This is a genomic window from Streptococcus sp., from assembly GCF_030825805.1.
Classification (GTDB): Bacteria; Bacillota; Bacilli; order Lactobacillales; family Streptococcaceae; genus Streptococcus.
The window spans coordinates 1-26,760 of sequence record NZ_JAPJPF010000023.1 but is presented as its reverse complement, the minus strand read 5'-3'; the positions used below and the strand labels follow the sequence as shown (position 1 = coordinate 26,760).

General features: G+C 41.7%; 24 protein-coding genes and 2 pseudogenes. 5 read left to right on the top strand and 21 right to left on the bottom strand.

Going from position 1 to position 26,760, the window contains the following annotated elements; genetic code table 11:
• The 17 genes and pseudogenes from RCH62_RS05035 to RCH62_RS04960 all read right to left on the bottom strand — a co-directional run.
• The coding region (locus RCH62_RS05035; RefSeq protein ID WP_306474776.1) for a glycine--tRNA ligase subunit alpha at positions 1-184 on the bottom strand (184 nt) is incomplete at its 3' end.
• Positions 185-516: 332 nt separating this feature from the next.
• Positions 517-5,007, bottom strand: coding sequence for a S8 family serine peptidase (locus RCH62_RS05030; protein WP_129270643.1), 4,491 nt, complete (start codon positions 5,005-5,007; stop codon positions 517-519).
• A gap of 258 nt (positions 5,008-5,265) precedes the next feature.
• Positions 5,266-6,108 (bottom strand): aldo/keto reductase, encoded by an 843-nt coding sequence (locus RCH62_RS05025; RefSeq protein WP_120701210.1) that lies wholly within the window; start codon positions 6,106-6,108, stop codon positions 5,266-5,268.
• Positions 6,109-6,119: 11 nt separating this feature from the next.
• Entirely contained in the window at positions 6,120-6,338 is a 219-nt protein-coding gene (locus RCH62_RS05020) for a hypothetical protein (RefSeq protein WP_042507434.1), read from the bottom strand.
• A 338-nt stretch (positions 6,339-6,676) separates the two neighbouring features.
• Positions 6,677-7,828 (bottom strand): N-acetylglucosamine-6-phosphate deacetylase, encoded by a 1,152-nt coding sequence (nagA, locus tag RCH62_RS05015; protein ID WP_306474775.1) that lies wholly within the window; start codon positions 7,826-7,828, stop codon positions 6,677-6,679.
• A gap of 578 nt (positions 7,829-8,406) precedes the next feature.
• Positions 8,407-10,038: a Na/Pi cotransporter family protein gene (locus RCH62_RS05010; protein ID WP_023022293.1), complete on the bottom strand. Its 1,632-nt coding sequence runs from the start codon at positions 10,036-10,038 to the stop codon at positions 8,407-8,409.
• 144 nt (positions 10,039-10,182) lie between these two features.
• On the bottom strand, positions 10,183-10,533 hold the full coding sequence (gene rbfA, locus RCH62_RS05005) for a 30S ribosome-binding factor RbfA (protein WP_023022291.1): 351 nt from the start codon (positions 10,531-10,533) through the stop codon (positions 10,183-10,185).
• Between the two features lie 72 nt (positions 10,534-10,605).
• Positions 10,606-12,903: pseudogene (infB, locus tag RCH62_RS05000) on the bottom strand (translation initiation factor IF-2); the annotation flags it as partial.
• Between the two features lie 336 nt (positions 12,904-13,239).
• Positions 13,240-13,314: pseudogene (locus RCH62_RS08460) on the bottom strand (hypothetical protein); the annotation flags it as partial.
• Positions 13,315-13,345: 31 nt separating this feature from the next.
• Entirely contained in the window at positions 13,346-13,645 is a 300-nt protein-coding gene (locus tag RCH62_RS04995; RefSeq protein ID WP_023022287.1) for a YlxQ-related RNA-binding protein, read from the bottom strand.
• Complete coding sequence (gene rnpM / locus RCH62_RS04990) at positions 13,638-13,934, bottom strand: RNase P modulator RnpM (RefSeq protein WP_006596879.1); 297 nt, start codon at positions 13,932-13,934, stop codon at positions 13,638-13,640. The genes RCH62_RS04995 and rnpM overlap by 8 nt, the downstream gene beginning before the upstream one ends.
• A gap of 10 nt (positions 13,935-13,944) precedes the next feature.
• Positions 13,945-15,090 (bottom strand): transcription termination factor NusA, encoded by a 1,146-nt coding sequence (nusA, locus tag RCH62_RS04985; RefSeq protein ID WP_023022285.1) that lies wholly within the window; start codon positions 15,088-15,090, stop codon positions 13,945-13,947.
• Positions 15,091-15,135: 45 nt separating this feature from the next.
• Positions 15,136-15,624 (bottom strand): ribosome maturation factor RimP, encoded by a 489-nt coding sequence (gene rimP / locus RCH62_RS04980; protein ID WP_081698240.1) that lies wholly within the window; start codon positions 15,622-15,624, stop codon positions 15,136-15,138.
• Between the two features lie 321 nt (positions 15,625-15,945).
• Positions 15,946-16,581 carry a tRNA (guanosine(46)-N7)-methyltransferase TrmB gene (trmB, locus tag RCH62_RS04975; protein WP_195348290.1) on the bottom strand — a complete coding sequence of 212 codons (636 nt, stop codon included), beginning with the start codon at positions 16,579-16,581 and terminating at the stop codon, positions 15,946-15,948.
• Positions 16,578-17,372, bottom strand: coding sequence for a cell cycle regulator CcrZ (ccrZ, locus tag RCH62_RS04970; protein WP_195214380.1), 795 nt, complete (start codon positions 17,370-17,372; stop codon positions 16,578-16,580). Before ccrZ ends, trmB begins: the two co-directional genes overlap by 4 nt.
• A 40-nt stretch (positions 17,373-17,412) precedes the next feature.
• Positions 17,413-18,468, bottom strand: coding sequence for an ABC transporter permease (locus RCH62_RS04965; protein ID WP_306474773.1), 1,056 nt, complete (start codon positions 18,466-18,468; stop codon positions 17,413-17,415).
• A complete protein-coding gene (locus RCH62_RS04960; protein WP_195348289.1) occupies positions 18,465-19,196 on the bottom strand; it encodes an ABC transporter ATP-binding protein in 732 nt (243 codons plus the stop codon). The genes RCH62_RS04965 and RCH62_RS04960 overlap by 4 nt, the downstream gene beginning before the upstream one ends.
• A gap of 67 nt (positions 19,197-19,263) precedes the next feature.
• Between RCH62_RS04960 and RCH62_RS04955 the strand changes: the two genes are divergently transcribed.
• Both RCH62_RS04955 and RCH62_RS04950 read left to right on the top strand, forming a co-directional pair.
• Positions 19,264-19,677, top strand: a complete 414-nt coding sequence (locus RCH62_RS04955) for an HIT family protein (protein ID WP_023027711.1) — start codon at positions 19,264-19,266, stop codon at positions 19,675-19,677.
• Positions 19,678-19,690: 13 nt separating this feature from the next.
• Complete coding sequence (locus RCH62_RS04950) at positions 19,691-19,984, top strand: hypothetical protein (protein ID WP_023022273.1); 294 nt, start codon at positions 19,691-19,693, stop codon at positions 19,982-19,984.
• 59 nt (positions 19,985-20,043) lie between these two features.
• Here RCH62_RS04950 and RCH62_RS04945 read toward each other — a convergent pair whose 3' ends face one another.
• From RCH62_RS04945 to RCH62_RS04930, 4 genes are all read right to left on the bottom strand, one after another.
• Positions 20,044-21,213, bottom strand: coding sequence for an LCP family protein (locus RCH62_RS04945; RefSeq protein WP_023022270.1), 1,170 nt, complete (start codon positions 21,211-21,213; stop codon positions 20,044-20,046).
• A complete protein-coding gene (locus RCH62_RS04940) occupies positions 21,210-21,743 on the bottom strand; it encodes a GNAT family N-acetyltransferase (RefSeq protein WP_023022268.1) in 534 nt (177 codons plus the stop codon). The genes RCH62_RS04945 and RCH62_RS04940 overlap by 4 nt, the downstream gene beginning before the upstream one ends.
• Before the next feature lie 2 nt (positions 21,744-21,745).
• Positions 21,746-22,195, bottom strand: coding sequence for a tRNA (adenosine(37)-N6)-threonylcarbamoyltransferase complex ATPase subunit type 1 TsaE (tsaE, locus tag RCH62_RS04935; RefSeq protein ID WP_042361452.1), 450 nt, complete (start codon positions 22,193-22,195; stop codon positions 21,746-21,748).
• A gap of 120 nt (positions 22,196-22,315) precedes the next feature.
• Positions 22,316-23,737 carry an NCS2 family permease gene (locus RCH62_RS04930; protein ID WP_120701220.1) on the bottom strand — a complete coding sequence of 474 codons (1,422 nt, stop codon included), beginning with the start codon at positions 23,735-23,737 and terminating at the stop codon, positions 22,316-22,318.
• 253 nt (positions 23,738-23,990) lie between these two features.
• On the opposite strand from RCH62_RS04930, the gene RCH62_RS04925 reads away from it, so the two are divergent.
• From RCH62_RS04925 to RCH62_RS04915, 3 genes are all read left to right on the top strand, one after another.
• Positions 23,991-24,803, top strand: a complete 813-nt coding sequence (locus RCH62_RS04925; RefSeq protein ID WP_195348285.1) for a Cof-type HAD-IIB family hydrolase — start codon at positions 23,991-23,993, stop codon at positions 24,801-24,803.
• Positions 24,804-25,094: 291 nt separating this feature from the next.
• The gene (gene adhP, locus RCH62_RS04920; protein ID WP_048715224.1) at positions 25,095-26,117 is read left to right on the top strand and encodes an alcohol dehydrogenase AdhP; all 1,023 of its coding nucleotides are present in this window, start codon (positions 25,095-25,097) and stop codon (positions 26,115-26,117) included.
• 365 nt (positions 26,118-26,482) lie between these two features.
• A partial coding sequence (locus tag RCH62_RS04915) for a PTS sugar transporter subunit IIA (protein WP_306474772.1) occupies positions 26,483-26,760 on the top strand: 278 nt, incomplete at its 3' end.

The following is a 26,760-nucleotide window of genomic DNA, read 5'->3' as shown; positions in this document are numbered from 1 at the left end:
GACGAGATGGCTCTACATAAGCCGCATTCCATGGCTCAGGACCAATGGCACGAAGGAAGGTGTAAGGACTCATGGTTCCCGCACCCTTTTCATTATCATAAGCCTGCATGAGCATACAACCCTGGTCATTCCAGTATTGTTGCAAAGTAAGGATGATTTCCTGGAAAGTCAATTTTTTAGACATGTTTTACTCCTTTTTTAATTCTTGCGACTTTGGATACAAAAAAACCGTGTCTTTCCCCCTAAGTCAAGTGACCTAGGGGCGTCAGAAACGCGGTTCCACCCTAATTTATTACTTCATTTTATTCTACTGTACTCAGCTATCTACTGAGAGAAAGCGCCACTTGCCTATCTTGTTCCACTTGGCTTTCACTGTCCCAAGCTCGCTAAAAAAACGCCATAAGCCTTTCTTTCTTGACTAGTATTATAGCAGATTTCTATTCGAGTGTAAACAAAAAACAAGTCCGAAACTGTTGTTTCAGACTTGTAGAAATTCCTTTCAAAGAAAGGGTAAGGTTATGGGCGTTTTGCAACCTTTGGTTTTTTCCCATTTAATTTTTTCTTAGCAGCTTTAACCTCTGCTAAGGCCGCCTTGACTTCCTGTTGACTAGCACCAGGATTAGCCAGTACTGCTTGAGCGCGGATAAAGGCTTGAAGGTAATTCACCTTCACCTTATCTGCTGCATAGATAAACTTAGCGTTCTTAGCTTGGAACTGGAGTTCTGCTGCAATCAATTTCTTAAGACTTGAGAAATCGGTTGTTTTGCCAGTTAATTGTTGATCAGCCGCCTGGTAGTTCGCAAGCGCTTGGTTGATTTGCTCTTGTGTCACACCTTCGCGGACGAGCAAGAGAGCCAACTCCTTAAAGCTTTGATCAAAGGCACGTCGAGCAGAATCCTTAGCGTTCGCATAACGGCCTGTTTTTGAAGTCGCATCATAGGCAGCAATAGCTGATTTTAGCGCTGTGAAATCAGACTCTTTCCCATCTAATTGACTGGTTACCAATCCAAGATTTGAAAAGATTTGGTCAACTTCTGCTTGTGATAACTTAGTCGCAAGAGCTTTCTGAGCTTCTTGGTATGCTGCATCATAAGCTAAACGTTTTTCACTTGTTGCATTAAAGTACTGAGGAGTGCTGGTCAAGTTAGCTTGTTGAGCCAGCAATTGCAACAATTGGGTCTTAATGACAACAGAAAGTTTTGCGAGGTTGTTTTGATCCGCCAGAACGGTCACAGTCGGTGCATCCTCAAACAACTCATAGCCTGTTGGTAGACTGACTGAAATCGTATAAGTTCCAACTGGGACATCTTTCCCAAAAGCATTCTTGCCATAGCGTTGAACTGGAAGAACAAAGGTTTCACCAGCTTGATTCTTCAAGACAACTGGTGTTGTTCTAGGTACTGCTTGATCAAAGACCAGGCTCAAAGGAGCAGTGACAATCTCTTTCGCCAAGAATTCGATGGTCTTAAAGCTATCCTCTGCAGTGATTTCAAATTTCTGAGTTCGTTCGCTGACGAGTTTCAGATCTGATTTGTCATAGGCAAAGAGTTCTGCAACATAGCTACCAAACTTAAGGAAATTGATTTCTTTCCCTTTATCTAAGTTGACATACTGCCCTTGTTCATCTTTGATACGGTAGACAAAATCAGTATCTAATTCTTGATGTGTATCGGCATCTAGGACTGATACCTTAATTCGGCCACTATCCTCAGTAGCAGCAAAATCAGCAAGAGAGGCAAAGTCGCGGTTTCCAGCGTAATCTTCAACCACATAGTAAAGTAAGTCTTTACTGATTCCTTCTGGAAGAGTATAGCCTCCATCTTCATTTGCCGTTAAATAGACACGGTTTTCAAAACGGCTAGTCTTCCCTAGGGCGTCTTTCCCCTCCTTAACTAGGGTCCCCTCTTCATCAAAGGTCTTGACATAGAAGACTTGCTCTCGTAAGATTCCACCATTGCCAACATCTTTTGTTTTACGAGCATAGAAGGTTTCTACCCCATCCTTCTTGGTCGTGTAACCTGAAGTCAAGACTGGTTTTTGGGTATCAATTTGGAGGTTAAAGCGAACAACTTGCTCCTCTGCTCCTGGAACTGCTGGCGTATAACGAACCTCATAGATATAGTGACCATCCGCCACCTTTTCACCCTTGGCATTAGTTCCTTCCCAAGCCGTGTTGTCGACTAGATAAGATCGTTTCCCACGTCCGTCAAAATAATTCTTACGAGCAGAGAAAGCTCCTGTACTTGTCCAAACTGGCTGAGCAAATGCTTGATCATCTGCCTTGTAGACAGCTGCTTTCATATTTTTTAGGTTTCGCAAGACTACAGCACGGTACTGCACGTAATCTTTGTTTCCATCTCCATCTGGAGAAATAGCCAGACGTACATTGCCATCCGCATCTAAATGGAGGACATTCAAACCTTCTGGAGTTTCTACTGTCCCAAGAACGATTGGGCTTCGTTCTGCTGTTTCCTTCTTAGCAGTCGAATAGAGCACGTCGTTAGCGTTAGAGACTAAGGATGTTACATTCGTCTTTGAAGTCACATGTTTGGTTTCTGGAACATCATAGTAGAATCCTGATTTCCCTTCTCTTACCAAATTGTAGATTGGTTTTTCAACCGCAGGGATATTTTGGAAAGAACCACGGAAGCCCATAAATGGAATGCTAACCACATCGCCGTCATCTGCTGGATCCACAAAGCGAACAAATCCTTCTAGGAAGTAACCGTTCGGCATCAATTTAGTCAATTCCTCTGCAAACTTAGACGCATCGACAGTCACTGTCACTGTCTGACTACTATGGGCTTTTACAGTTACATTTGGCCATACCGTCTCTGTTAATTTCCGAGGCTTCAAGGTAAAGCGATCATCTTTTACATCGTCGGTAGTGGTATTCACAATCATCTTCAACTCTCTGTCAGTATCAGAAATATTATGAACGGTCACATCAAAACTAAACCGATCCTCGACATTGCCAAGAGTTACGCTTGGGTAAGCATCTTCATTCGTTACATATAGGTCTGTTGAAACCGCTGCAGCAGTATCCACAATCCCCGCCCCTTGTTGACGTACCGAAGTGTAAGCACCCGTTTCTTTGTTGAGGTGCGGTTTTGCGGTTGACATGATTAAGGCTTTGACTGTTGCAGATAGCTCCTCTGGCGAAAGTTCTGGATGATGAGCTTGGAGGTATTCCTTCACCAAAGCCGATACCCCAGCTACATGAGGGGAGGCCATACTGGTTCCGCTCATACTACCATAGCTATTGTCATTTAGAGATGAAAAGATCGACCCACCAGGTGCTGTGACATCCGGTTTTAATTGGCCATCTGTTGAGACTCCCCAACTGGAGAAATCTGACATCTTATCTGCATCAGGGTTTGGACGATTGTCTAAGCTACCATCAAAGACAAGCTTGTAGTCTTTACCTTTAATCGCTTCTCCATAGCGCTTAGAAATGAAAACAGCAGGGATCTTTCTCGCATCCCCTTCGAGGCCCATTTTGACATTCGCGCCTTCGACACTGTTGTAAATAAGGGCTCCAATTGCTCCTTTTTTATAGACATTAGCGACCTTATCTGAGAAGGTGATTTCGCCACGTTTGATAAGGGCAACTTTACCAGTCAAATCGAGACTGTCTAAATCACTCTCACGCCCCAAACCAGCATCTACATAATCATATTCTTTCCCATTTTCGAAATTGGCATCTGTTTCAGCTGCTGTATAGGTGAATTTTCCTTTATCCAAGTCGGCATTGTCTTCCAAGCCTCGAACTGTAAAGACTTCTTCTGTTACAACCGAATCATTTACGGATGCAACTGAAATAGACTCTTCTACGGTTGAAGGACTCCCCACGACACCGTAATCAGGGTTTTCAGCACTTGGATTGTCATAACCGTATCCATAGGTATTGCTATTTCCTGCCGCGATAATGACGCTAACCCCTTTTGCGCGTGCTCGTTGGATAGCTTCCCGGACAGCGGGACTAGCATTCACAGTAGAACCTGTCACAGATCCCAAACTCATGTTGATGACGTCCGCTCCCAATGCAACTGCGTCATCAATCGCTTTCACATAGACAACATCACTGGTTGATCCACTACGATCAGAGAAAACACGCATAAACATCACTTGGGCTTCTGGAGCAACTCCGTATACATAGTTGCCATCCCCAGCTTTTTTGTCAGGGTTCCCAGTCGCAATCCCTGTTACGTGCATACCATGTGAATCATGGTCTTTTTCTTTAATATTGTCATCTCCATCCATATAATCATAAGCAAAGACGACCTTATCGTTGTACCATTTTCCGTAATCAATTCCCGCTGCTTTTTTTGCAGCTTCTAATTCTGTTTGATTTTTGAACTTCCCTTTTGTCGGGTCTGAAATCCGCAATACTTCATGGTAGACATCTAAACCAGAGTCAATGACTGCAACAACAGTCCCTTCACCCTTGTAGCCTTTTTCCCAAGTTTGAGGCACATTAATAATCGTATTGCTGCTGATACTGAATGGTTTGTCTTCAGCTTTCTTTTCAGCTCTTGCTTCTGTTGCAGGTTTAGCCTCAGCCTTCTCCTCTGTTGAAGAGGGTTTAACTTCTGTTTTTTCCTGTCCCTCACTTGCTTTTTCTGCAGGTTTAGCCTCATTTTTAGTTACAGCTTCTACTTGCTTTTCAGTAGCTTTATCCTCTGTTTTTGCTTCCTGGGCAACTACTTGGCTACCTGATTCGACAGATGGACTTGTTGCCTCTTTTTCTGAAGAGGCTGGCTCGTCAACAACTTTACCATTTTCAACTACTGAGTCTCTAGTCTGCTCATTTGCCTGATCACTTACAGGAGAAGCAGACTCACTTGGCAACGCTGGATTTGCTTCTGCAGATGCAATTACTGCAGTCTCTGGTTGTTTTGTTTCATCCGCACTTACATTTCCTGCTCCAAAGACAAGGACCGACCCTAACAGCACCGATGCAACACCAAATTTATATTTTCTCAATGAGAAACGCTGTTTACTCATAAAATTCCCCCTATATACTAAATTATTCTTATTATACTCCTAATTTTTCAGAAAATTCACTCAACATTAACTTTGTTATCAAATTGTAATATTTCCGCATGATATCTTTAATTAGGTGTTTTTTGTTTGTTTTTAGTGATTTTATAATTCAAATAATTAGAAAACTAAAACCAATCATCCGTTTTTTTATCTCATTGCACAAAAAAAACAGCGAGAGCAAACTCTCACTGTCTTTTATAAATCAACTAACTTACTGTCTTAAAAGTCTTTGGTATCTGGGTCTGGCGCTCCCGCTTCTACTGGGATCTTCCGAAGGAGCTCACAGTCTTCTGGAGCCAATTCGATTGTAGTGCATTGAAGATTACTTGCAATGCGTTCAGGAGTCACTGATTTAGGCAAAGGTAAAAATTCTTCTGCTAAACTCCAAGCTAAAAGAAGCTGGGCTGGAGTTACACTATATTTTTTAGCCAATGCAAGAACTGTCTCATTTTGAAAAAGCTCTCCTTGACCAAATGGCCCCCAAGCCTCCAATAAAATTCCTTTTTCACGGCAATAACGGACTACTTCCTCTTGATAGACCCCAGGAGCCAAGCGAATCTGATTGACTGCTGGAAGAACTTTGGCACTCTCCAACAGAGCATCCAGGTGATGAGGCAAAAAGTTACTCACGCCAATCGAGCGAATTTTACCCTCTGCCTGCATATCTTCCATGGCTCTCCAAACCTCACGATTCCGTTCTTTCCAGGCCTCATTTTCTCGGTGGGTCACAGGATTTGGCCAGTGGATTAAATACAAATCGATAAAGTCTAGTCCCAATTTGTGCAAAGATTCTTCTAGGCCATTGAAAGCATCCTCATAGGTATGACGATTATTCCACAACTTGGTCGTTACAAAAAGTTCTTCTCTTGGAATACCACTATCCCGGATAGCCTTTCCGACGCTTTCTTCGTTTTGATAGATGGCTGCCGTATCAATATGGCGATAGCCCGCTTCTAAGGCTGTTTTTACTGCTTGATAAGCTTCTTCGCCATCTTTCGCCTTCCAAGTACCAAAACCTAGTACAGGAATTTGGCGTCCATCATTTAGTTTGTAGCTCTTCATCTTATTGCCCGTCACTTTCCTTTGTTTTTTTTACCAGACTTAGAAGTCTTCGCATTCAAGCGCAACTTTGGCTTAAAGATATTTTCCTTAGGTTGCACCATCGACTTACTAAAAAAGGCGTAGAGTAAAAAGGCACTACCTGCCACTAGAATGACGGGACTACGGCGTAACATACCGTAGATAAAGAAAAACAACCCCATCAATAAAAAACGTACATTTATCTTATGCATAAAACTACCTCGCGATTCAATTAATTTCATTATACCATGTATCGGAGCAAAGAGACAAATGGCTAGGCTAAGGAATCCTATTTAAATGAGAGTGGGACAGAAATCGGTCATTCGTTAGAATTCGATTTCGTCGTCCCACCTCCGCACAGTTGAGTAGGGCTGTAAAAGCTGATGTAATCAGCCTAGTAGAGCCCACTCAACCACTGCGTCTTGCTAGACAATCTAAAGACAATTAAGAGGCTAGGACTTTTGTCCCAGCCTCATGGAAGAAATTCAATTTTAAAACTGGTAAAAGAAATCAAAAGCAATCGATTCGTATTTGAACCTATTTTTCACCATTAAGCTTCAAATCGTTTTTGGCCATCCAAGAAGGTTGCTACCAACTCTAAATCTTTATCCAATACAACAAAGTCAGCGTCATAACCCTCACGGATTTGGCCACAGACATCATCAATATGGACGGATTTAGCAGGGTTGAGACTCGCCATCATGACCGCTTCATGAGGATTGGCAATGCCCCACTCAACAACATTCTTCAATCCATCTTTAAGCTTCAAGATCGAACCAGCCAGGTTCCCTGTCGATTTCAAACGGGCTGTTCCATTTTCTACGACAACAGGGAATTCACCCAACATGTAGTCGCCATCTTCCAAGCCACCAGCTGTCATACAGTCAGTGATCAAAGCGATATTTTCCACTCCTTTTTGTTTGAGGAGAATATCACAGGCTTTTGGATCAACGTGATGGCCATCACAGATTAACTCTGCATAAGTATGAGGAAGTTGGTACATAGCCCCAACCATTCCAAGCTCACGGTGCGTCAAGCCACGCATTCCGTTATAGGCATGCACCCAGACACTAGCTCCAGCATCCACTGCTTTTTTGGCTTCGTCAAAGGTTGCATTGGAGTGCCCAAGCGCAACCGTCACCCCTTCTCCTGTTACTGTACGGACAAAGTCTTCTACACCTTCCCGCTCAGGAGCAAGGGCAATTTTATTGAGCAAGCCGTTGGCTGCTTTTTGCCATGCACGGAATTCATCCATCCGAGGATCTTTCATATAGGCTGGATTTTGAGCTCCCTTGTACTTCTCTGTAAAGTAAGGTCCTTCAAAGTAAATCCCACGAATCTTTGCACCGGAAGCTTCTTGGTATCGTGCGCCAATGTTTTCAGTTACTGCTAATAATTGCTCATAAGAAGAGGTCAAAGTTGTTGGCAAAAAGCTAGTAACCCCTGTGCTCAAGAGCCCCTCGCTCATAGTATGAAGGGTCCCCTCAATGTTGTTGTCCATAACGTCAACTCCACCAAATCCATGGATGTGCGTATCGACCAAACCAGGAGCAATACTATAGCCGGTATAGTCCAAAACGGTAGCTCCCTCTGGTAGCTGATCCACATGTTTTCCGAATTTGCCATCGACAATTTCTAGATATCCTCCCTTACGAATTCCATGGGGATAAAAGAATTGATCTGCTTGTATATAGGTTGTCATGGTGATTTCCTTTCTTTTTCTACCGATATATTCATACACATTATAATCCTTTGTGCTACATTTGTAAATGGTCTAGACCTATTTTATTTAAATATATTAATATTCTTTATAAATACAATAAGAAATCCAGTTCTAAAGAACTGGATTTCAGAATATTGACAAACTTTTTCCATAAAATAGATAGATGATTTTTTTAAAAAATTATCTTTTTTGAGAAATTAGGCAGATCTAAAACTTTCCGCTGTGAGAAAAGTGCCTAGATCAATTAAGGTCTAGGTACACGGAATTATTGAGACCTTAGGCTCAATAATTAGTCATGGAACTTCGAAGAAGTTCGCTGACGTCCGTACTCACCTAAGGAAAGTTTTAAAAAAAATGTTATACCAATCTAAAGAGAGTGGGACAAAAATCGGTCACTCGTTAGATTCGATTTCGTCGTCCCACCTCCGCACAGTTGAGTAGGACTGTAAAAGCTGATGAAATCAGCGTAGTAGAGCCCACTCAACCACTGCGTCTTGCTCGACAATCCAAAGACAATTGAGAGGCTAGGACTTTTGTCCCAGCCTCTTTTTGCTTTTTTAGATCTGCTCTAATTGTACCTTCTCTGCTAAATTCATGGCATGGTCTGCAACACGTGTATAGTGAGAGATCATATCAATAAAGTTGACACCTGCTTGAGGTGTACACTCGCCCTTGTTTAGACGAGAAATATGGGTCTTCCGCAATTTCTTTTCGAGCTTTTCAATTGCCTGATGGCGCTGTTCCAACTCTGCTGCCAACTCTTGGTTATCCTCTTCTACACTTCTAAGTGCATCTTTAACAAAAGTAGCAGTTTGTTGGTAGATATCTTCTAATTCAGCCAAGGCATTATCAGAAAACACAACTTTCTTCCGAATGAGGTAGTCCGTCAGGTTGATTAAGGATTCCGCGTGGTCTCCAATCCGCTCTAAATCTCGAGAAGAATCCAAAATATTAGTCAAGGATTCACTTTCTTTTGGACTCAGAGCTTCACTAGACAAGCGGATCAAGTATTTGGTCAACTGATCATCGATGGTATTAATGGCTTCTTCTGTTTTATGGCCTTTTTCAGCTAGCTTTTCTTCTTGATTTACAATGTAGCGATAGGCCAAGTCGAAACTCTTTTCAGCATAGGTTCCTAAATGCAATAGTTCTTTTTTGGCATTTCCTAAAGCAATCGAAGGAGCTTGGGTAATCAGATTTTCATCCAAGTAAAGTGGTTCGTATTTGACCACTTCATCCTCACCAGGAATCAATTTCGTCACAAAGTAAGCCAAAGCTCCAATGAAGGGGAACTGGATGATGGTATTGGTAATATTAAAGGTCCCGTGAGCAAAGGCTATGGTCATCTCGGGAGACAAATGAAGAGTCGTTTCAAACCATTGAATCAAAGATGTAAACGGAACAAGGAAGACAAGACAGATAATGGTTCCGATAACATTAAAGGCTACATGGGCACCCGCCACACGTTTGGCCGCAATATTTGCTCCCAAGGAAGCAATGATGGCTGTAATGGTCGTTCCGATATTATCACCAAAGAGAACTGGGAGAGCCCCTTTAAGGTCAATCAAATGACTAGCATAGAGATTTTGTAAGATACCAATGGTTGCAGAGGAAGCCTGAATCAAAAGAGTTAATCCTGATCCGACAAAGACACCCAAGATAGGACTTTTACTCAACTCCACCATGTAGTCACGAAAAACTTGCAAATCTTTAAGAGGTTCCATAGCCCCACTCATCAAGTTGAGGGCAAAGAAGATACCACCGACACCAAAAACGATTCGTCCAACATTATTAACCAAACGATTTTTGGTAAAGAAGAGACAAATCGCTCCGATAAAAAGCATAGGCAAGGCGTAGTCTCCTAATTTAAAACCAATGATAAAGGAGGTAACAGTAGTTCCAATATTGGCCCCCATAACAATACCAATAGCTTGACGGAGGGTTAGAAGTCCAGCACTCACCAGACCGACCGTAATCACTGTAACCCCTGAACTAGACTGAATCAAAGCAGTCATCCCAATCCCTACTAGAACCCCTAGAAAGGGATTACTCGTATATTTATCAATATAGTATCGAAGGCGATCCCCTGCAGCCTGTTGCAAGCCTTCTCCCATGGTTTTAATACTATAGAGAAAGAGACCCAAGCCACCTAAGAAGTTAAATAAAATGTTCTGCCAATCAATGGACATTTCTTTCCTCCATCATCATTCGATAAAAGTTTACTCACTCTATTTTAAAACATCCACCACTTGGACACAAGTTTTTTTTTGAAATTTCTTCTGAATTTTGTCCTAAAAAAACGATAGACTCTACAAAATCTATCGTTTTGTTCATTATTTTTTATCAAGCTCTCGTAACATTTGATCAATTTTGTTTCCATATTCAATGGATTCATCTTTGATAAAGGTTAAATCCGGAATCTTATATAATTTTAAATTCCGACCTAATTCGCGCTTGATGGTTCCTGTTGCTTTTTCAAGCCCTGTCTGAGCCTTCTGATTATCTGAAGCCAGGTCACTCATAATCGAATAGTAGACCTTAGCCATAGACAAATCGCCTAGCATCTGAACATCCGTAATGGTGACACCTTGAACACGTGGGTCACGAACTTTTTTTTGCAAAATTTCGTTGACTTCACGCTTGATTTCCATCCCTACTCGGTCTGTCCGAAAATGACTTGCCATAGGAACTCCTTTCTGATCTGTCTTTAAAACTAGGAAATGGGAGATTTCTTCTCTTCTTTCCTAGTTAACAGTTTATTTTTTAATTTCTTCCATGATGTAAGCTTCGATGCTATCATCCGTCTTGATATCATTGTAGCCTTCGATCATCAATCCACCTTCGCGACCGTTGGTTACTTCTTTGACATCATCTTTATAATGTTTCAAGCTAGCAAGAGCGCCATCATAAATCACGACACCGTCACGAATGACACGAACTTTGGAATCACGAGTGACCTTACCACTGAGGACCATAAATCCACCAATGGTACCCACTTTAGAGACTTTGAAGGTTTCACGAATAACCGCTTCCCCGATGACTTTCTCTTCAAACTCAGGATCCAACATTCCCTTCATGGCATCTTCCATTTCTTCAATCACTTTGTAGATGATTGAGTGAAGACGGATTTCTACCTCATCAGCTTCAGCTTGCTGACGCGCTTGAGGAGTAGGGCGGACGTTAAATCCAATGATGAAGGCATTTGAAGCTTCTGCGAGGGTAACGTCTGATTCGTTGATAGCACCAACCGCTGAGTGAACGATGGTAACCTTGACACCTTCTACTTCAATCTTTTGAAGGGAAGCAGCAAGGGCTTCAACCGAACCTTGTACATCAGCCTTGATAATGACATTAACAGATTTCACTTCACCAGCCTTCAAAGTATCAAAGAGGTTTTCAAGGCTGACACGATTAGTTGCTTGCCGTTGTTTCAAGAGGGCACGTTTGGCACGTTCTTCACCCGCTGCACGCGCTGATTTTTCATCTTCATAAACCGCAAAATGGTCACCCGCCATCGGCGCTTCGTTTAGACCAGTAATCGAAACTGGTGTGGAAGGACCTGCAACCTTAACCCGACGTCCAAGGTCATTGGTCATGGCACGGACACGCCCGAAAGTATTCCCGACAACGATTGGATCTTGGACATTCAAAGTACCTTGTTGCACAAGAAGAGTTGCAACCGCACCTTTTCCTTTATCCAAACGCGCTTCGATAACGGTACCAATAGCACGGACTGTTGGGTCTGCCTTGAGTTCTTGGATTTCAGCTACAAGAAGGACCGTTTCCAACAACTCATCGATGTTTTGGTTGAACTTGGCTGAGATTTCTACAAATTCAGAATCTCCACCCCAAGCAGTTGACATAACGCCGTGTTCTGCCAATTCTCCAATAACACGTTCTGGATTGGCACCTGGTTTATCAATCTTGTTAATGGCAACGATAATTGGAACGTTAGCCGCTTTTGAGTGGTTAATGGCTTCAATCGTCTGAGGCATAACCCCGTCATCCGCTGCTACGACCAAGATGGTAATATCGGTAACAGATGCACCACGTGCCCGCATAGAGGTGAAGGCTGCGTGTCCAGGTGTATCCAAGAAGGTAATCTTCTTGCCGTTTTCCATGATTTGGTAGGCTCCGATATGCTGGGTGATCCCACCGGCTTCTCCTGTCGCAACCCGTGAGTTACGAAGGGTATCCAAAAGGGTTGTTTTACCATGGTCAACGTGTCCCATAATGGTAACAACTGGTGGACGCTCCACCAATTTATCTGGATTCAAATAACCATCTTCGACGAAGAAGCGCTCGATATCCGCATTATCCACTTCAACCTTTTTCTTAGCTTCAATTCCATAATCCACTAACAGAAGTTCAATGGTATCGCCATCCAAAGATTGGTTTTGTGTCGCCATCACGCCCATCATGAAGAGCTTCTTAACGATTTCTGCCGGCTCACGCTTAATCCGTTTTGCGATTTCCGCAACCGTCATTCCATCTGTGTACTCCAATTCACTTGGCAACTCATGGAATTTACGCTCTGTTACTGGTTTTGGAGCTTCATTGCGGTTATTCTTTCCTTTTTTATTCTTTTTGTTGTTATTCCAGTTACTATTTCTTTGATTTCTCACTTGGTTTTGACTACTTCGATTCTTTTGTTGTTTTCTTGGACCATCTTCTTCACGATCAAAATCTTCACGTTTTTTGTCTGGTCTAGCTTGCTTTTTCCGACGTGTATCAACTGCTGCAGGACTTGGACTCGCTACTGGAGTTGCTTTCACTGGCTCCGCCTTTGGTTGTGAAGCGACAACTTCAGTGGCAACCACTTCTTCGCGCTTACGACGTTGTTGTCGTTCTTGCTCAACCTTGGCTGCCTGGTTTTGCTTGTAGCGTTCTTCACTACCACGTGCATATTCCGCATTTTGCTCTGCCTTTAATGCTGCAGCACGGGCTTTGAAATCAATCTTGGGTGCACCGTTTACTGGATTTGGACGTCCTTGACCATTTCCAGCTTGATCGCGACGACGATCATTCCCTTGATTTCGACGGTCATTCCCTTGATTCTTTCGCTCATTGCGATTTTGGAAACGATCTCCGTCCCGACGGTCGTTTTGTTGTTTTTTAGGTCGATTTCCTTGTTGTTGACGACGTTCAGCTTGCTCTTTCGCACGGGCTTCACGTTCCGCCTTGAAATTACGACTCTTTGGCTTCACAACAGGTGCTACAGCTGTTTCAGTTGTTTTTTCTGTATTGTTTGCAACGGGTTCTTTTGCAACCGGCACAACTTTTACTTGTTTTTCTTCCGTCACTTTAGGAGTTTGAGGAGCCTTTGATGCAAAACTATTCACCAAACGCTCAACAGCTTCACCTTCAATACTAGAAGCGTGACTCTTTACCTCCAACCCTAATTCTTTCGCACGTGTGACGACTTCTTTACTTTCCTTGCCTAGTTCTTTGGCAATCTCATACAATCTTTTCTTAGACAATTGCTGTCCTCCTCTTCTATTCCATAAGAGACCTCATTTTCTTTGAAAATCCAGCATCTGTCACGGCCACAACCTTTCGTGAGCGACCAATGGCAGTGCTTAATTCTAGTGTTGAAAACACGGTTAATACCGGAACGCCATAATAGTGGCATTTATCTGTGATTTTTTTTGTAAGATTGGGAGCGGCATCATCTGCTAGAAAAACTAAGCAAGTCTTTCCTTCTTGAACAGACTTGATAACCAATTCTTCCCCAGAGATAATTTTCCCTGCTCGCTGAGCCAATCCCAATAAATTACTGACTTTTTGCTTATTCAAGGCCTAACTCTCTTCTCTTCACCTTATGATCCACATAAGCAATCAATTCGTCGTAAAAAGCTTCATCCACTTCCATGCTAAAGCTGCGATTGAAGACTTTCTTCTTTTTAGCTTGAAGTGCTTCCTCATTATCCAGTTTGATATAAGCACCACGACCATTTGCTTTCCCAGTCGGATCGATAAAAACTTGACCTTCTTTATTTTTTACGATTCGCAAGAGATCTCGTTTATCGATGACCTCGTTTGAAACAACAGACTTGCGTAAAGGGATTTTTCTTGTCTTTACCATGATTCCCTCCCTATTCGTCTACAGAATCCAAATCACTTTCTACTTCTTCAAAAGCAGGTTCTTGACTTGCTTCCATTTCTTCGTACTCACTAGCTGATTTGATATCAATCCGGTAGCCAGTTAAGTGAGCCGCCAAGCGTACGTTTTGACCCCGACGACCGATCGCAAGAGATAGTTTGCTATCTGGCACTACCACAAGGGCATGTTTGCTGTCTTCTTCGTCAAAGATAACTTGATCGACCTCAGCAGGAGCAATGGCATTGTAGATAAATTCTGCTGGATCTGGGACCCACTCAATGACATCAATATTTTCTTCTGTTGGAACCATACGATCCAATTTCTGATCATAGCGAGCTGGGTGGAACTTGCTGGTGATCTTTTTAATATTCGATCCACCACGACCAACGATGGTTCCAATCGCATCCACGTTTGGATTATGGCTACGAACAGCAACTTTGGTCCGGTCGCCAGCTTCACGCGCTACGCTCATGATTTCAACCGTTCCATCGTAAACTTCCGGAATTTCTTGCTCCATTAAACGTTTGATCATTTCTGGATGGCTACGGCTTACGAATACGTTCACCCCACGAGGATTGTCTTCTACTTTGTAGACAAATACTTCGATGCGATCATGAGATTGGAAAACTTCTCCTGGAATTTGATCTTGTTTAGACAATTGAGCTTCGATAGATCCTAAATTCACATAGATAAAGCGATTATCAAAACGCTCCACAGTTCCACTCATAATTTCATTTTCATGTTCTTTATAAGTGTTATAGGTAATCGCACGAGTTTGCTTGCGCATTTTTTCCATGATGGTTTGTTTGGCAGATTGTGCTGCGACACGGCCAAACTCAGCAGGAGCCTCTTCAAATTTGATTTTGTCTCCCAATTCATAGGCAGAGCTAATCGCAAGAGCATCTTTCAAACTAATTTCTAACCGGCTATCAAAAACTTCGTCTACTACTTCACGAACGGTATAAACACGGAAGTCACCAGTCTTTTCATTAAACTCGATAGCAGCACTCTCGGCTTGGCCATACCGTCTCCGGTAAGCTGAACGCAATGATTCTGTGACAGCTTCAATGATATCTTCTTTTTTGATTCCTTTGTCTTCTTCTAAGATGCGAAAAGCATCTAGCATTTCTTTACTCATTCTTTTCTTGCTCTTAAGCTACTAAGAGCCTTCCTTTCTTTTCTGCTATAATTTGACAGCTAATCTTGCTTTCGATACAAGACTATAGGGGATTTCAATGGTTTTCTTTCTGGTTTTGTCCATGTATTCCATGGTCAATTGGTCATCTTCGAACTTAACGAGTGTTCCTTCAATAACCTTTTGTTTGTCAACTGCCTTGTACAAGCTGACATGGATATATTGACCCAGAGCTTTTTCCACTGCATCTTTGGTTTTTAAGGGACGCTCCAAACCAGGACTCGTCACTTCTAGGAAGTACTGTTCCGGGAATGGATCTGGTTGAATCTGATCCAACAGAGGACTAATCACTTCTGTTAAATCTGCTGTATCGTTCAGGGTAATACCACCTGGCTTATCAACAAAGATACTTAGAACATAATCTCCTACAACCTTTTCATATTCAACATCCACTAATTCAAAGGGAGCTTGGATGACCGGTTCAATAATTTCTGTTACTAATTCAACAATTGTTGCGATAGGACAACACCTCCTCACAGATAAGAGGCGAAGATATGTCTTCGCCTCTCCTTTTCTATTCATTTTAAACATTTTAGCACAAGTTCCGTCGAAATGCAAGAATTTCGCCTTCCTCATTCTTACAGCTATCATCAAAAAGAAAAACGAGAGTGGGATAGAAATCGGTCATTCGTTAGAATTCGATTTCGTCGTCGCACCTCCGCACAGTTGAGTAGGGCTATAAAAGCTGCTGAAATCAGCCTAGTAGAGCCCACTCAACCACTGCGTCTTGCTCGACAATCCAAAGACAATTGAGAGGCTAGGACTTTTGTCCCAGCCTCCTTAATCCTTATCTAGACTTTAAAATTGTGCTTCAACTCGATAAATAACCTGACCCTTACTTGAGAATTTCTTTTCATATTCGGTCATGACATTGCCCTCAAAATCACTCGCATGAAGATCTAACCAGACACCCTTTAAAGTCATTCCGTATTGAGAAAAACTCACCAAACTATATTCAAAGAGTCCTCGATTGTCCGTCTTAAAATGAATCTCCCCATACTCTGGCAAAATCTGTTTGAAGGTATCTAAGAAACTCTTATAAGTTAAGCGACGTTTTTCATGACGTTTCTTCGGCCAAGGATCTGAGAAATTGAGATACAATTGATCAATTTCACCATCTTCAAAGTAATTGGTCAGGCTATCTCCATCTACCCAAAGCAACTTGATATTCGGAACATCGGCTTCTAACACCTTGTCCAAAGCGTAGCTCAATACCGATTTTTGAATATCGATCCCAATATAGTTGATATTTGGATTTTGTTTAGCCATTCCAGTGATAAAGGCTCCTTTACCGCTTCCCACTTCAATATGAATCGGATGGTCATTTCCAAAAATCTCATGCCACTTCCCTTTGGCTTCTTCTGGTTTTAAGATGACATATTGCGGATTGGCTTCTAATAATTCGGTTGCACCTTTGCGGTTTCTAACTCTCATGCTTCCTTCCCATATTTTGACCGGAAATTACGCAAGGCATAAATTTCCCGGTTAACATTCTCTAAATCATTATTTTCATAGTATTTTACAATCTGACAAAGGAAAGAGTATTGACCAAACCAGTACAATTTACCAAATACAGTTTCGTTGTACTTATAGCCGTAATAGACCAACCAATCCTGCCACTGAAAGTCTGGAATGTAGTGACTTAAAACATGAGCCACGTCCATCATCCGATCTGTTAAGCGGACAGAATCCCAATCAACCAAGTAGATAAATCCACTGTCCGTTTCAATCCAGTTACTGTGGCGTACATCTCCATGAACAATGGTCGCATAATCTTCTCGAAAAGCTGGAACAGTCTGTCTTAAACTCTTTAACACAGATTGCAAATAATTGTTTTGACGCAAAGCGATTGGCAACTGACTGCTCAGAGAATTCAATAAATCCAGCGGAGATTCTGCCGTATAGCCCAATTTTCTCAACTGCGTCATCAAGGGGCGTGAACGGTGCAAACGAGTCAGGATATGAACCACTTGCTTTTTCCCCATCCCATTTGGAGTTAGAATTTCTCCATTTAACCATTCTTGTGCGCTCATCACATTTCCGTCAGGTAAGCGTCGGCTCCATAAGAGTTGTGGAGCAATTTGTTCTTTAGCTAGCCCCGCTAATATTGGAGTTGTATTCATTTTGACAAATACTTTCCCCCCATCCGGGTAAGTCCCCATAAAGGCTTTCCCGCTTTTACCAGCAATTGGGGTCAACGTTAGCTCTTTTTCGTTCGAGTCCATCTATTCCTCCGTAAAAAGTTTCCCATCTATTTTACTAATTTTAAGGCGTTTCGTCAACTAATCGTCTCACCTTGAAAGGTGCATAAACATAGGCTAAAAAGGCTGTGAAAGCTAGCAAGGCCAAGACAAGAAGTTTGTCTTCAAAGACCACCAATCCTAGGCCTCCCTCGATGAGAGCCACAAACAAAGTCACCGATTGAACTGTTTGAAGAAGCCCTCGTGTCTTAGCACGATTTTCCAAGGGGAAAAGTCGCGTTAAATATTGATAGTCAAAGGCCTTGTAGAGTCCAAGCAATTGAAAAACAAGTAAATAATTCAAGAGCCCAGTGACAGCCACTGCTACTAGTGTTTGCGGGATGAAGAGAAAGACCGCTATTGATAGTCCTAATAGACGCAGGCTCATGGAAAACAGATCCCCATTTCTGAGATAAGAACGGAGATACAAGTTGTTCCAGGTCTTGTCGATGACTTTCGGAACCATTTTTGTCAGCTTATCTAAATAAGCCCGCCGTTTTACGCTATTAGTCATTCCTTTTACTGTTGTAAAAAGGGCAAAAAACCTTAGAATACTTTGCTTTCTCAGGTTTTCAAGCTCTACGATTCGCTTCCAATCAAGACCCGCCTGGTTATAGAATCTTTTCCCCTTCCCTTGAAAAACAAGAACTTTCAAGAGAAAGAGAGCAACCAAATAAACCCCTACAATGGCAAGAGACAGTCCTAAAGCCAGAGCCAAAGGGACAAACAGGACAAGCACAAAGGTTTGCACAATTCCCCAGAAAATAGTCGCTCGTAAGGTTTGTTGTTTCAAATAGCCCTTCAATTCCTCTTCTTTTACTAGGAGGAAAATCATGTCTGGCTTCTCAACATAGGTTGCGATTGAACCAACAGGAAGCAGGAGAAAGGGAGCTAGGACAAGTACAAGGAGGAGAAGGCTCTTATCTTCTGGTAGAGAGCGCAAAAATTGGCTGTACTGAACTGCTAAAAAACCTAGAAAAATCAAGAGAAAGAGAACAAAGTGATCATTAAACACATAGCGAGAATATTTCAAACACTGATTGCGAAAGCTCGCTTTCCTCTTTTTTAGTACTTCTATCATCGGTCAGCCTCTTTTGTTAGTGCAAGGTAAATCTCATTCAAATCCGCATCTGCCATTCCAAACTCTTTTCGCAATTCCTCTAAAGTCCCCTGGGCACGGACCTGTCCCTTATGGAGGATGACAAAGGCATCACACATTTTTTCAGCAGAATCCAGAACATGGGTACTCATTAAAATAGATTTTCCTTTTTCTTTCTCTGCATTCAATAGTTGAATTAAATCTGAGATTGCAACTGGATCTAAGCCTAAAAAGGGCTCATCCACAATAAACAAACTTGGATCAACAGCAAAGGCACAAATGATCATGACCTTTTGTTTCATCCCCTTAGAAAAATGGACAGGAAACCAATCCAATTTTTCCTCTAGTCGAAATTGCTTCAGGAGAGGAGTCACACGCGCAAAAACAGCTTCTTGATCCAAATCATAGGCCATAGCTACTGTCTCAATATGCTCACGTAAAGTTAATTCTTCATAAAGGCTAGGGGTTTCTGGGATATAACCAATTTTTTTGCGATAAGCACTTGGAGAAGCCACTAGAGTCAAGCCATCAATCCGGATTTCACCAGCATAGGGACGCAGGAGACCTATAATTTCATTAATGGTCGTTGACTTTCCTGCTCCATTCAAGCCAATCAATCCAATCAATTGACCATCGCCAACCTCAAAACTAACATCTTTTAAGACAGGGATATTGACATAGCCTCCTGTCAGGTTTTTTATTTCTAACATATTTTCTTTGCTTTCTGGTATAATGTTCTTATATTATAACAAAATCTAGCTAAATTGAGGTATATTTATGGTTTCGGATTGTATTTTTTGTAAGATTGTTTCTGGAGACATTCCTGCTTCTAAGGTCTACGAAGATGACCATTTTCTTGCTTTTTTAGATATCTCTCAGGTCACTCCAGGCCATACCCTTGTGATTCCAAAAAAACATGCCCGCAATCTGTTGGAAATGACACCAGATGAAACGGCTGATCTCTTTAACGTCGTTTCAACAGTCACCAAAAAAGTTGAAAGTGCTACGCAACCTCAAGGGATGAATATCATTAGTAATATGGAAGAAATCGCAGGACAATCTGTCTTCCATACCCATGTCCATATTCTTCCACGCTACTCTCAAGATGACGACTTAAAGATTGATTTCATTGCCCATGAACCCGATTTTAATCACCTTGTCCAATTAGCCAAGGATATCTCAAACCATTAAAAAGGAGCTTACTATGAAATTAAGAGATCTATTTTGGTTTGCGACTGGAGCAACCATCAGCTATCAGCTTGTTAAAAATCGCGAACCTCTGAAAAATGAATTCAGTGAAACCAAACAACTAACCGAAGGAATCCAATCAAACCTTTCTAACATCAAAAAAAATATTGAAATCATCCAAGATCAAAGAGTCCTTTTAAATCAATTACTGGAAGACTTTTCCTATAAAGCAAGGGTCTTCTCTCAGCAAGCCAATGCTTCTGTAGAACAAATCCAAACTATTTGGTCTGAGAAATCAAATCACGAATAAGCAAAAAAGGTTTTGAGACAGTCGTCTCAAAACCTTTTTATTTTTAGAAGAGAAATGATTTAGTTTCCTCCATCACCAGCTACTGTTGTATCCGTAGAAGGAGTCACTGCCGGTTGGTATTGTGTAATTGCTTCTGAGCTTACAGTAGTTTCTGGAACATAGGAAGGTTCATAATATCCTCCACCAGTATCCTGGCTCGATTCTACTGAAGCTTCACCACTTTCTGATGAAACAGTTCCACTAGCTTCGTCTCCATCTAATAAAACAGCACTCGTTTTAAGCTTGCGCAAAGGCGATAAACCAAGACTTTTACGCAGTATATTCTGCATCTTCAACAGGTGTTCTGAAGTAACAATTTGGTAACTTCCGCCATCGGCAAGGGTAGCATCTTCACCTTTCAACTGTTCCATACGAATGTTCTTCAAGGCATCTCGATAGCCCATCAACTGCATCAAACTATCCGTATCCAAGGAGATATTGGTCTGCATATTATCACTAACCGCTTCAATAATTCCTTGATAATTGCTCAGACCATCCAAAGTCAATATTTTCTTGATGATCTTTTCGATGACTTCTCGTTGACGTTTTTGACGACCATAGTCTCCTTCTGGATCTTGATAACGCATCCGTGAGTATACTAACGCTTGTTCTCCGTCAATTTCTTGACGACCAGGTGGAATTTTAGCTGTATACTCCGGTTCATTTTCTTCAATCGAAATATCGAAATCAAATGGATTGTTTACCGTTATTCCGCCGACCTTATCAACCAGTTGGACTAGGCCTTTCATATTAATCATCGCATAACGGTCAATATGAATATTCATCAAATCTTGGATGGTTTCAATGGCCAACTCGGCCCCACCTTGAGCATAAGCTGCGTTCAGCTTAGCTTGAACCGTTTCTCCATCCTGCGTAATATTGGTTAAGATATCCCGTTCCAAACTCATAATCGTTGTCTCACTCGTTTGTGGATTCACCGTCACCAGGATCATGGTATCACTGTTTCCTACCCACTGATCCTCTCGTGAGCCTGATCCAGTATCGACCCCCATGAGCAAGATGGTCATTGGTTTGTTTTCTGCAATGACATTGTTTTCACCGCCGATTCCTTTATAGGTCTTACTCAACGCATTTGTCGACTGATTAAGGATGGTCAGCCCGTACGCCCCAATCCCAATCGTCGTTACTGCTAACAAACTAAAAAACATTAATAGAATTTTTTTAATCATTGATTCTGTCCATCTATCAGTTTGCCCATTAGGTAAACATCCAGATATTCCCCTTCCTTGTATACGCCTCTCTTTCGGAGGCCTTCAATTTCAAATCCTAGCGTTTGATAAAGATGGATAGCCCGTTCATTTCGAACTTGGACACTGAGTTCTAACTTCCGAAGGAGGTTGGTCCCTTCTGCCCATGCGATTCCTTCTTCTAGAAGAAGGCGACCTAAGCCTTTATTCCAGTATGCCTTCCGAATAACAATAAAGAGATCTCCAATATGACGCAAAGCCTTGTTTTGATCCGCGACAATATTTAAGACACCTACTAGATCCTCACCCAAGTATAACAAAAGACATAATTGATTGTCTGTTTGTGCTTGTTTTTTTGCATACATTTCCAACTCTTGCTTGGTCATCCCAAGTCCTTCTGAAGATAAGGTCGTAAAATCAGATTCAGTCGCTACATCTTTAAAAAAGTCGAGTAAAGACTGTGCATCCGACACTTCAGCCTCTTTCAAAAAGAGATCTAGTACCTGTTCCATCTTCAAGCTCCTACAGAAGTCAGAAATGACTCCCTTAATTGTTCTGCACGTTCCCCGACAGCTGACAAGCGTATCTCGCGTCCGTCACCATCCTTGAGCAATTCAACCTTTAAATATCCAGCAGGAAGACTGGTCTCTAGCAACTCTCCCCACTCAATGACGGTAACCCCTTCACCAAACAAAAAGTCATCCAAATCAATCGAATCTGGATCGTCCCCTATACGATAGACATCCAGGTGATACAAAGGCAAGCGACCTTCATATTCTCTCACAATGGTATAAGTGGGACTTTTAATCATCTGACGAATATCCAACCCTTGAGCTAGGCCTTTTGTAAAGGTTGTTTTCCCAGCCCCCAGATCCCCTGTCAGAATCACGACATCCTGTTTTTCTAACTGTTGACCCAACTGTTTTCCAAGTGCAATCAACTCTTGTTCATTTTGACTTTTCATTGCTCCATTATACCAAAAATAATTGATTCTTGCCCACTATTTTTAGTCGATCACCTTCGGCCTCACCTGAGACAATCAAAAAGCTTGGACGATTTGTCCAAGCTTTCTTCTATGTTCATTCTAGTGCAAGGCCATACTGATAAAGTTCAGAATAAACAAGGCATCTAAAATCCAAATCATACTGTGAACTTCTTTGGCTTCACCTTTGACCAGTTTGGTTACTGTATAGGTAATAAAACCTGCTGCAATCCCATTTGTGATGGAATAGCTGAACCCCATAAAGATAGAGGTGAAGAAGGCTGGTACAGCTTCTGCCATATCATCCCAATGGATGTTTTTCAAGCTACTCAACATCATGATCCCAACGATGATCAAAATCGGTGCTGTCGCTGCTGTCGGTACAATAGCAAGAAGGGGACTAAAAATACTTGACACTGTGAAACAGATGGCTACTACAAGGGCTGTCAAACCAGTCCGTCCACCAGCTCCAATTCCCGCAGCTGACTCAACATAAGTCGTCACATTCGAAGTACCTGCAATAGCACCAACAGATGTCGCTACAAGGTCTGAATAAAGGGCTTTATCCAATTTAGCGGATTGATGATTTTCACCATTTGTGGCAACAATACCAACTTTTTCACCAGTTCCAATCAAGGTACCAATCGTATCAAAGATATCTGTCAAGGAGAATGCCAAGATGGCCATCAAGGTTTCAGGAAGACGAGAAGTATTGGTAATCAAAGAACCTAATCCTTCTGAACCAAGTGCAGCTCCAAAAATTTTGCCAAGATCATTGACAGCTGCTCCAAGATGGGTACTACCAAAGTCAATCGTTGAAAGATCAACAATTCCAAACACAATACCGAGGATTGTTGTCGTAAGGATAGAAAGGATAATTCCTCCTTTAATGCCCTTGATGACAAAGAAAACAGTAATGGCTAAGCCAGCCAAGGCAAGGAGGACTGTCGGACTATTGAAACTAACAAGTCCTGGGACCGCTGCAGAATTTGCTGTAATCGCTGCATTCGCTTTGTCAGCCCCTTCTCCTGCCACCGTATAGGTATGCGGATCAATCGAAAACTTCAACAAGCCAGCATTTTTAATTCCAACATAGGCCAAGAAAATTCCGATACCAGCTGAAATAGCTGAACGCAAAGCATTTGGAATGGACTCAATAATCATTTTCCGAACATTGGTTAATGTGATAACCAATGAAATTAGTCCGCAAATAAAGACCATTCCCAAGGCTTCTTTCCAAGAATAGCCCATCCCAAATACCACTGTAAAGGTAAAGAAGGCATTCAAGCCCATTCCTGGTGCTTGGGCATAAGGCAGATTCGCGTAGAAAGCCATCATGAGAGTCCCGACGACTGACCCAATAATGGTTGCTAGAAATACTCCTTGAGCAGGCATTCCTGTTTGGGAGAGCATTTGAGGGTTTACAAATAAGATATAAGACATGGCAAAGAAGGTCGTTAAACCAGCTAATACCTCTGTACGAACCGTCGTTCCGTGTTCAGATAGTTTAAAAAACTTATCCATTTTTCTAATAAACTCCTTAAAAAAAATAAATCTGCTCGCGACTCAATCACGAACAATACTAATATCTTATCAAATATCATTCACTTTTACAAGAGATTCATCTGAACAATCTTTTCTGCCACATTATTTACCATTCGAAAGACTGAAATTTTCCTATTTATCTGGTATAATGGTAGCATTCTTCTTAAAATATGGCACTTCTATACTCCTTATTTAGAGTTCGAAAAACCATACAAATGAAAGGATTCTTCCTATGAATAAAAAACTAATTGCTGTCGATTTAGATGGCACCTTATTAAATTCTGAGAGCAAATTATCATCCTATACGATTGAAACCATCCAGAAAGTCAGTGAACAAGGCCACCAGGTCATTATTACAACTGGGCGTCCCTATCGAATGGCAGATCACATCTATAAGGAATTGGGATTGGAAAGTCCCATGATTAACTTTAACGGCGCTCTCACTCATATTCCAAATAAAAAATGGTCGAAAGAACTATCCATGACCCTTGATAAAAAATACCTCCTCGATATGGTCGAGAGAGAAAATGACATCCAGGCGGACTTTATTGCAGGAGAGTACCGAAATAAGTTTTATGTCACCCATACCTACCACCATACGATTGATCCCGCCTTATTTGGGGTTTCAAAAATCTCCTCCAAAACAAAATTCGAAGCCCGTAAAGTTACCGAAAACCCAAACGCCATCCTCTTTCAAACACGCGCTGAAGATAAGTATGCTTTAGCCGAAGAAATGCGTGATTACTACCATCACGATCTAGAAATCAATAGCTGGGGTGGTCCCCTCAACATTCTTGAATGTGCTCCAAAAGGCGTCAATAAGGCCTTTGCCCTCAACTATCTCCTCGAGACTTACGGACTTAATCGGAAAGATCTGATTGCCTTTGGAGACGAACAAAACGATACAGACATGTTGGCTTTCGCAGGAACTGGTTATGCAATGAAAAACGCCAATCCTGTCCTCCTCCCCTATGCCGATAAACAAACCGAGTATACAAATGATCAGGACGGCGTTGCTCGTCAACTAGAAAAACTCTTCCTATAAATAAAGTGAATCGCTTGAATCACCTTTTACAAGAAAGGATTCAAGCTTTTTTGTTTTCTCAAACATACGAAACTTTATAGGGACTTTTTCTGAAAATAATTTAACCAGTTAAGTTTATTTTCAGAAAATTTTTCTATGTAAACGCTTGCTAACTGATGGAGTTTGTGATAAAATTAACATAACAAAAATAAAAAAGGAGCCTAGCTCGTTTCATACGATAATGATTCAAGTGATGTTACTTCTCGTTTTATTACCGTCTCTAATTCAACTAAGCTCTTGAGGAGGAAAACTATGAAAGCTGTTGTTGTAAATCCAGAAGGTACTGGTGTTGAAATTGTTGCAAACAAGGAGATGCGCCCATTAGAAACAGGGGAAGCTCTTGTTCAAATCGAATACTGTGGTGTCTGCCACACGGACTTGCACGTTGCTCACGGAGACTTCGGTAAAGTTCCAGGCCGTGTTCTTGGACACGAAGGAATCGGGATTGTTAAAGAACTTGCTCCAGATGTGACAAGTTTAAAAGTTGGTGACCGTGTCAGTGTTGCTTGGTTCTTCGAAGGATGTGGCACTTGTGAATACTGTACAACTGGTCGCGAAACTCTTTGCCGTACTGTAAAAAATGCTGGTTACTCTGTTGATGGAGGAATGGCTGAACAATGTATCGTAACTGCAGACTACGCAGTAAAAGTACCAGAGGGATTAGATCCAGCCCAAGCTTCTTCTATTACCTGTGCCGGTGTTACAACCTACAAAGCTATCAAAGAAGCCAAAGCTGAACCAGGCCAATGGATCGTTATCTATGGAGCTGGTGGCTTGGGTAACTTAGCTGTTCAATATGCCAAGAAAGTCTTCAACGCTCATGTCATCGCTGTTGATATCAACAATGATAAACTCGAATTGGCTAAAGAAGTTGGGGCAGACTTTGTCATTAATGGTCGTGAAGTCGAAGATGTCCCAGGATTGATCAAAGAAAAAACAAATGGTGGAGCTCACTCTGCTGTCGTAACAGCCGTTTCTAAAGTAGCCTTCAACCAAGCAGTAGATTCAGTTCGTGCGGGTGGTCGCGTTGTTGCAGTCGGACTTCCTTCTGAAATGATGGAGCTCAGCATTGTGAAAACAGTATTAGATGGTATCCAAGTCATCGGTTCTCTTGTAGGAACTCGTAAAGACTTGGAAGAAGCCTTCCAATTTGGAGCAGAAGGCTTGGTCGTTCCAGTTGTTCAAAAACGTCCAGTAGAAGATGCTGTCAAAGTCTTTGACGAAATGGAAGCCGGAACCATTCAAGGACGTATGGTACTTGACTTCACCAACTAATCAACTCAACCTATTAGACCAGCCCAAATGGACTGGTCTTTTTTAGTTTCTCACAAACAGGACCTGCAAGGGGTTGCTATATTTTTATTTTACCTATTAGAAGCTACTACTACTCTTTTTAGAAACTCTGAATCCCCTTCACTCCCATTTTGTCAAGGATTTCCAAAGGCCTTCCGAGTTCAGTAGTGAAAAACTCTGCTAGCACCCAAAAATAAATATTAACAATTTAATATATTAAAGACCTTCTTTTTCCTTTAATTTAGTACTGAAAAATTGACTTAAATATGAAAACGGTTTATAATAAAGAAGCTTAAAGTTTTCTTAAACTGAAAGTCAAACAAATTTTATAAGGAGGAATGTCAATAATGAGTATTGGTATCATTATTGCTAGCCACGGTGAATTTGCAGCTGGAATCCACCAATCCGGCTCGATGATCTTTGGGGATCAAGAGAAAGTTCAAGTGGTTACGTTCATGCCAAGTGAAGGCCCAGATGATCTCTATGCTAAATTCAATGCTGCTGTTGCCGCATTTGATGCAGAAGATGAAATCTTGGTTTTGGCTGACCTTTGGAGTGGTTCTCCATTTAACCAAGCAAGTCGCGTCATGGGAGAAAATCCAGATCGTAAATTTGCGATCATTAC

Excerpts from the sequence above, each read along its gene's own strand:
- RCH62_RS05030 (WP_129270643.1), bottom strand. The coding sequence starts at position 5,007 with ATGAGTAAACAGCGTTTCTCATTGAGAAAATATAAATTTGGTGTTGCA.
- RCH62_RS05025 (WP_120701210.1), bottom strand. The coding sequence starts at position 6,108 with ATGAAGAGCTACAAACTAAATGATGGACGCCAAATTCCTGTACTAGGT.
- RCH62_RS05020 (WP_042507434.1), bottom strand. The coding sequence starts at position 6,338 with ATGCATAAGATAAATGTACGTTTTTTATTGATGGGGTTGTTTTTCTTT.
- nagA (WP_306474775.1), bottom strand. The coding sequence starts at position 7,828 with ATGACAACCTATATACAAGCAGATCAATTCTTTTATCCCCATGGAATT.
- RCH62_RS05010 (WP_023022293.1), bottom strand. The coding sequence starts at position 10,038 with ATGTCCATTGATTGGCAGAACATTTTATTTAACTTCTTAGGTGGCTTG.
- rbfA (WP_023022291.1), bottom strand. The coding sequence starts at position 10,533 with ATGGCAAGTCATTTTCGGACAGACCGAGTAGGGATGGAAATCAAGCGT.
- rnpM (WP_006596879.1), bottom strand. The coding sequence starts at position 13,934 with ATGGTAAAGACAAGAAAAATCCCTTTACGCAAGTCTGTTGTTTCAAAC.
- nusA (WP_023022285.1), bottom strand. The coding sequence starts at position 15,090 with ATGAGTAAAGAAATGCTAGATGCTTTTCGCATCTTAGAAGAAGACAAA.
- trmB (WP_195348290.1), bottom strand. The coding sequence starts at position 16,581 with ATGAGAGTTAGAAACCGCAAAGGTGCAACCGAATTATTAGAAGCCAAT.
- ccrZ (WP_195214380.1), bottom strand. The coding sequence starts at position 17,372 with ATGGACTCGAACGAAAAAGAGCTAACGTTGACCCCAATTGCTGGTAAA.
- RCH62_RS04965 (WP_306474773.1), bottom strand. The coding sequence starts at position 18,468 with ATGATAGAAGTACTAAAAAAGAGGAAAGCGAGCTTTCGCAATCAGTGT.
- RCH62_RS04960 (WP_195348289.1), bottom strand. The coding sequence starts at position 19,196 with ATGTTAGAAATAAAAAACCTGACAGGAGGCTATGTCAATATCCCTGTC.
- RCH62_RS04955 (WP_023027711.1), top strand. The coding sequence starts at position 19,264 with ATGGTTTCGGATTGTATTTTTTGTAAGATTGTTTCTGGAGACATTCCT.
- RCH62_RS04950 (WP_023022273.1), top strand. The coding sequence starts at position 19,691 with ATGAAATTAAGAGATCTATTTTGGTTTGCGACTGGAGCAACCATCAGC.
- RCH62_RS04945 (WP_023022270.1), bottom strand. The coding sequence starts at position 21,213 with ATGATTAAAAAAATTCTATTAATGTTTTTTAGTTTGTTAGCAGTAACG.
- RCH62_RS04940 (WP_023022268.1), bottom strand. The coding sequence starts at position 21,743 with ATGGAACAGGTACTAGATCTCTTTTTGAAAGAGGCTGAAGTGTCGGAT.
- tsaE (WP_042361452.1), bottom strand. The coding sequence starts at position 22,195 with ATGAAAAGTCAAAATGAACAAGAGTTGATTGCACTTGGAAAACAGTTG.
- RCH62_RS04930 (WP_120701220.1), bottom strand. The coding sequence starts at position 23,737 with ATGGATAAGTTTTTTAAACTATCTGAACACGGAACGACGGTTCGTACA.
- RCH62_RS04925 (WP_195348285.1), top strand. The coding sequence starts at position 23,991 with ATGAATAAAAAACTAATTGCTGTCGATTTAGATGGCACCTTATTAAAT.
- adhP (WP_048715224.1), top strand. The coding sequence starts at position 25,095 with ATGAAAGCTGTTGTTGTAAATCCAGAAGGTACTGGTGTTGAAATTGTT.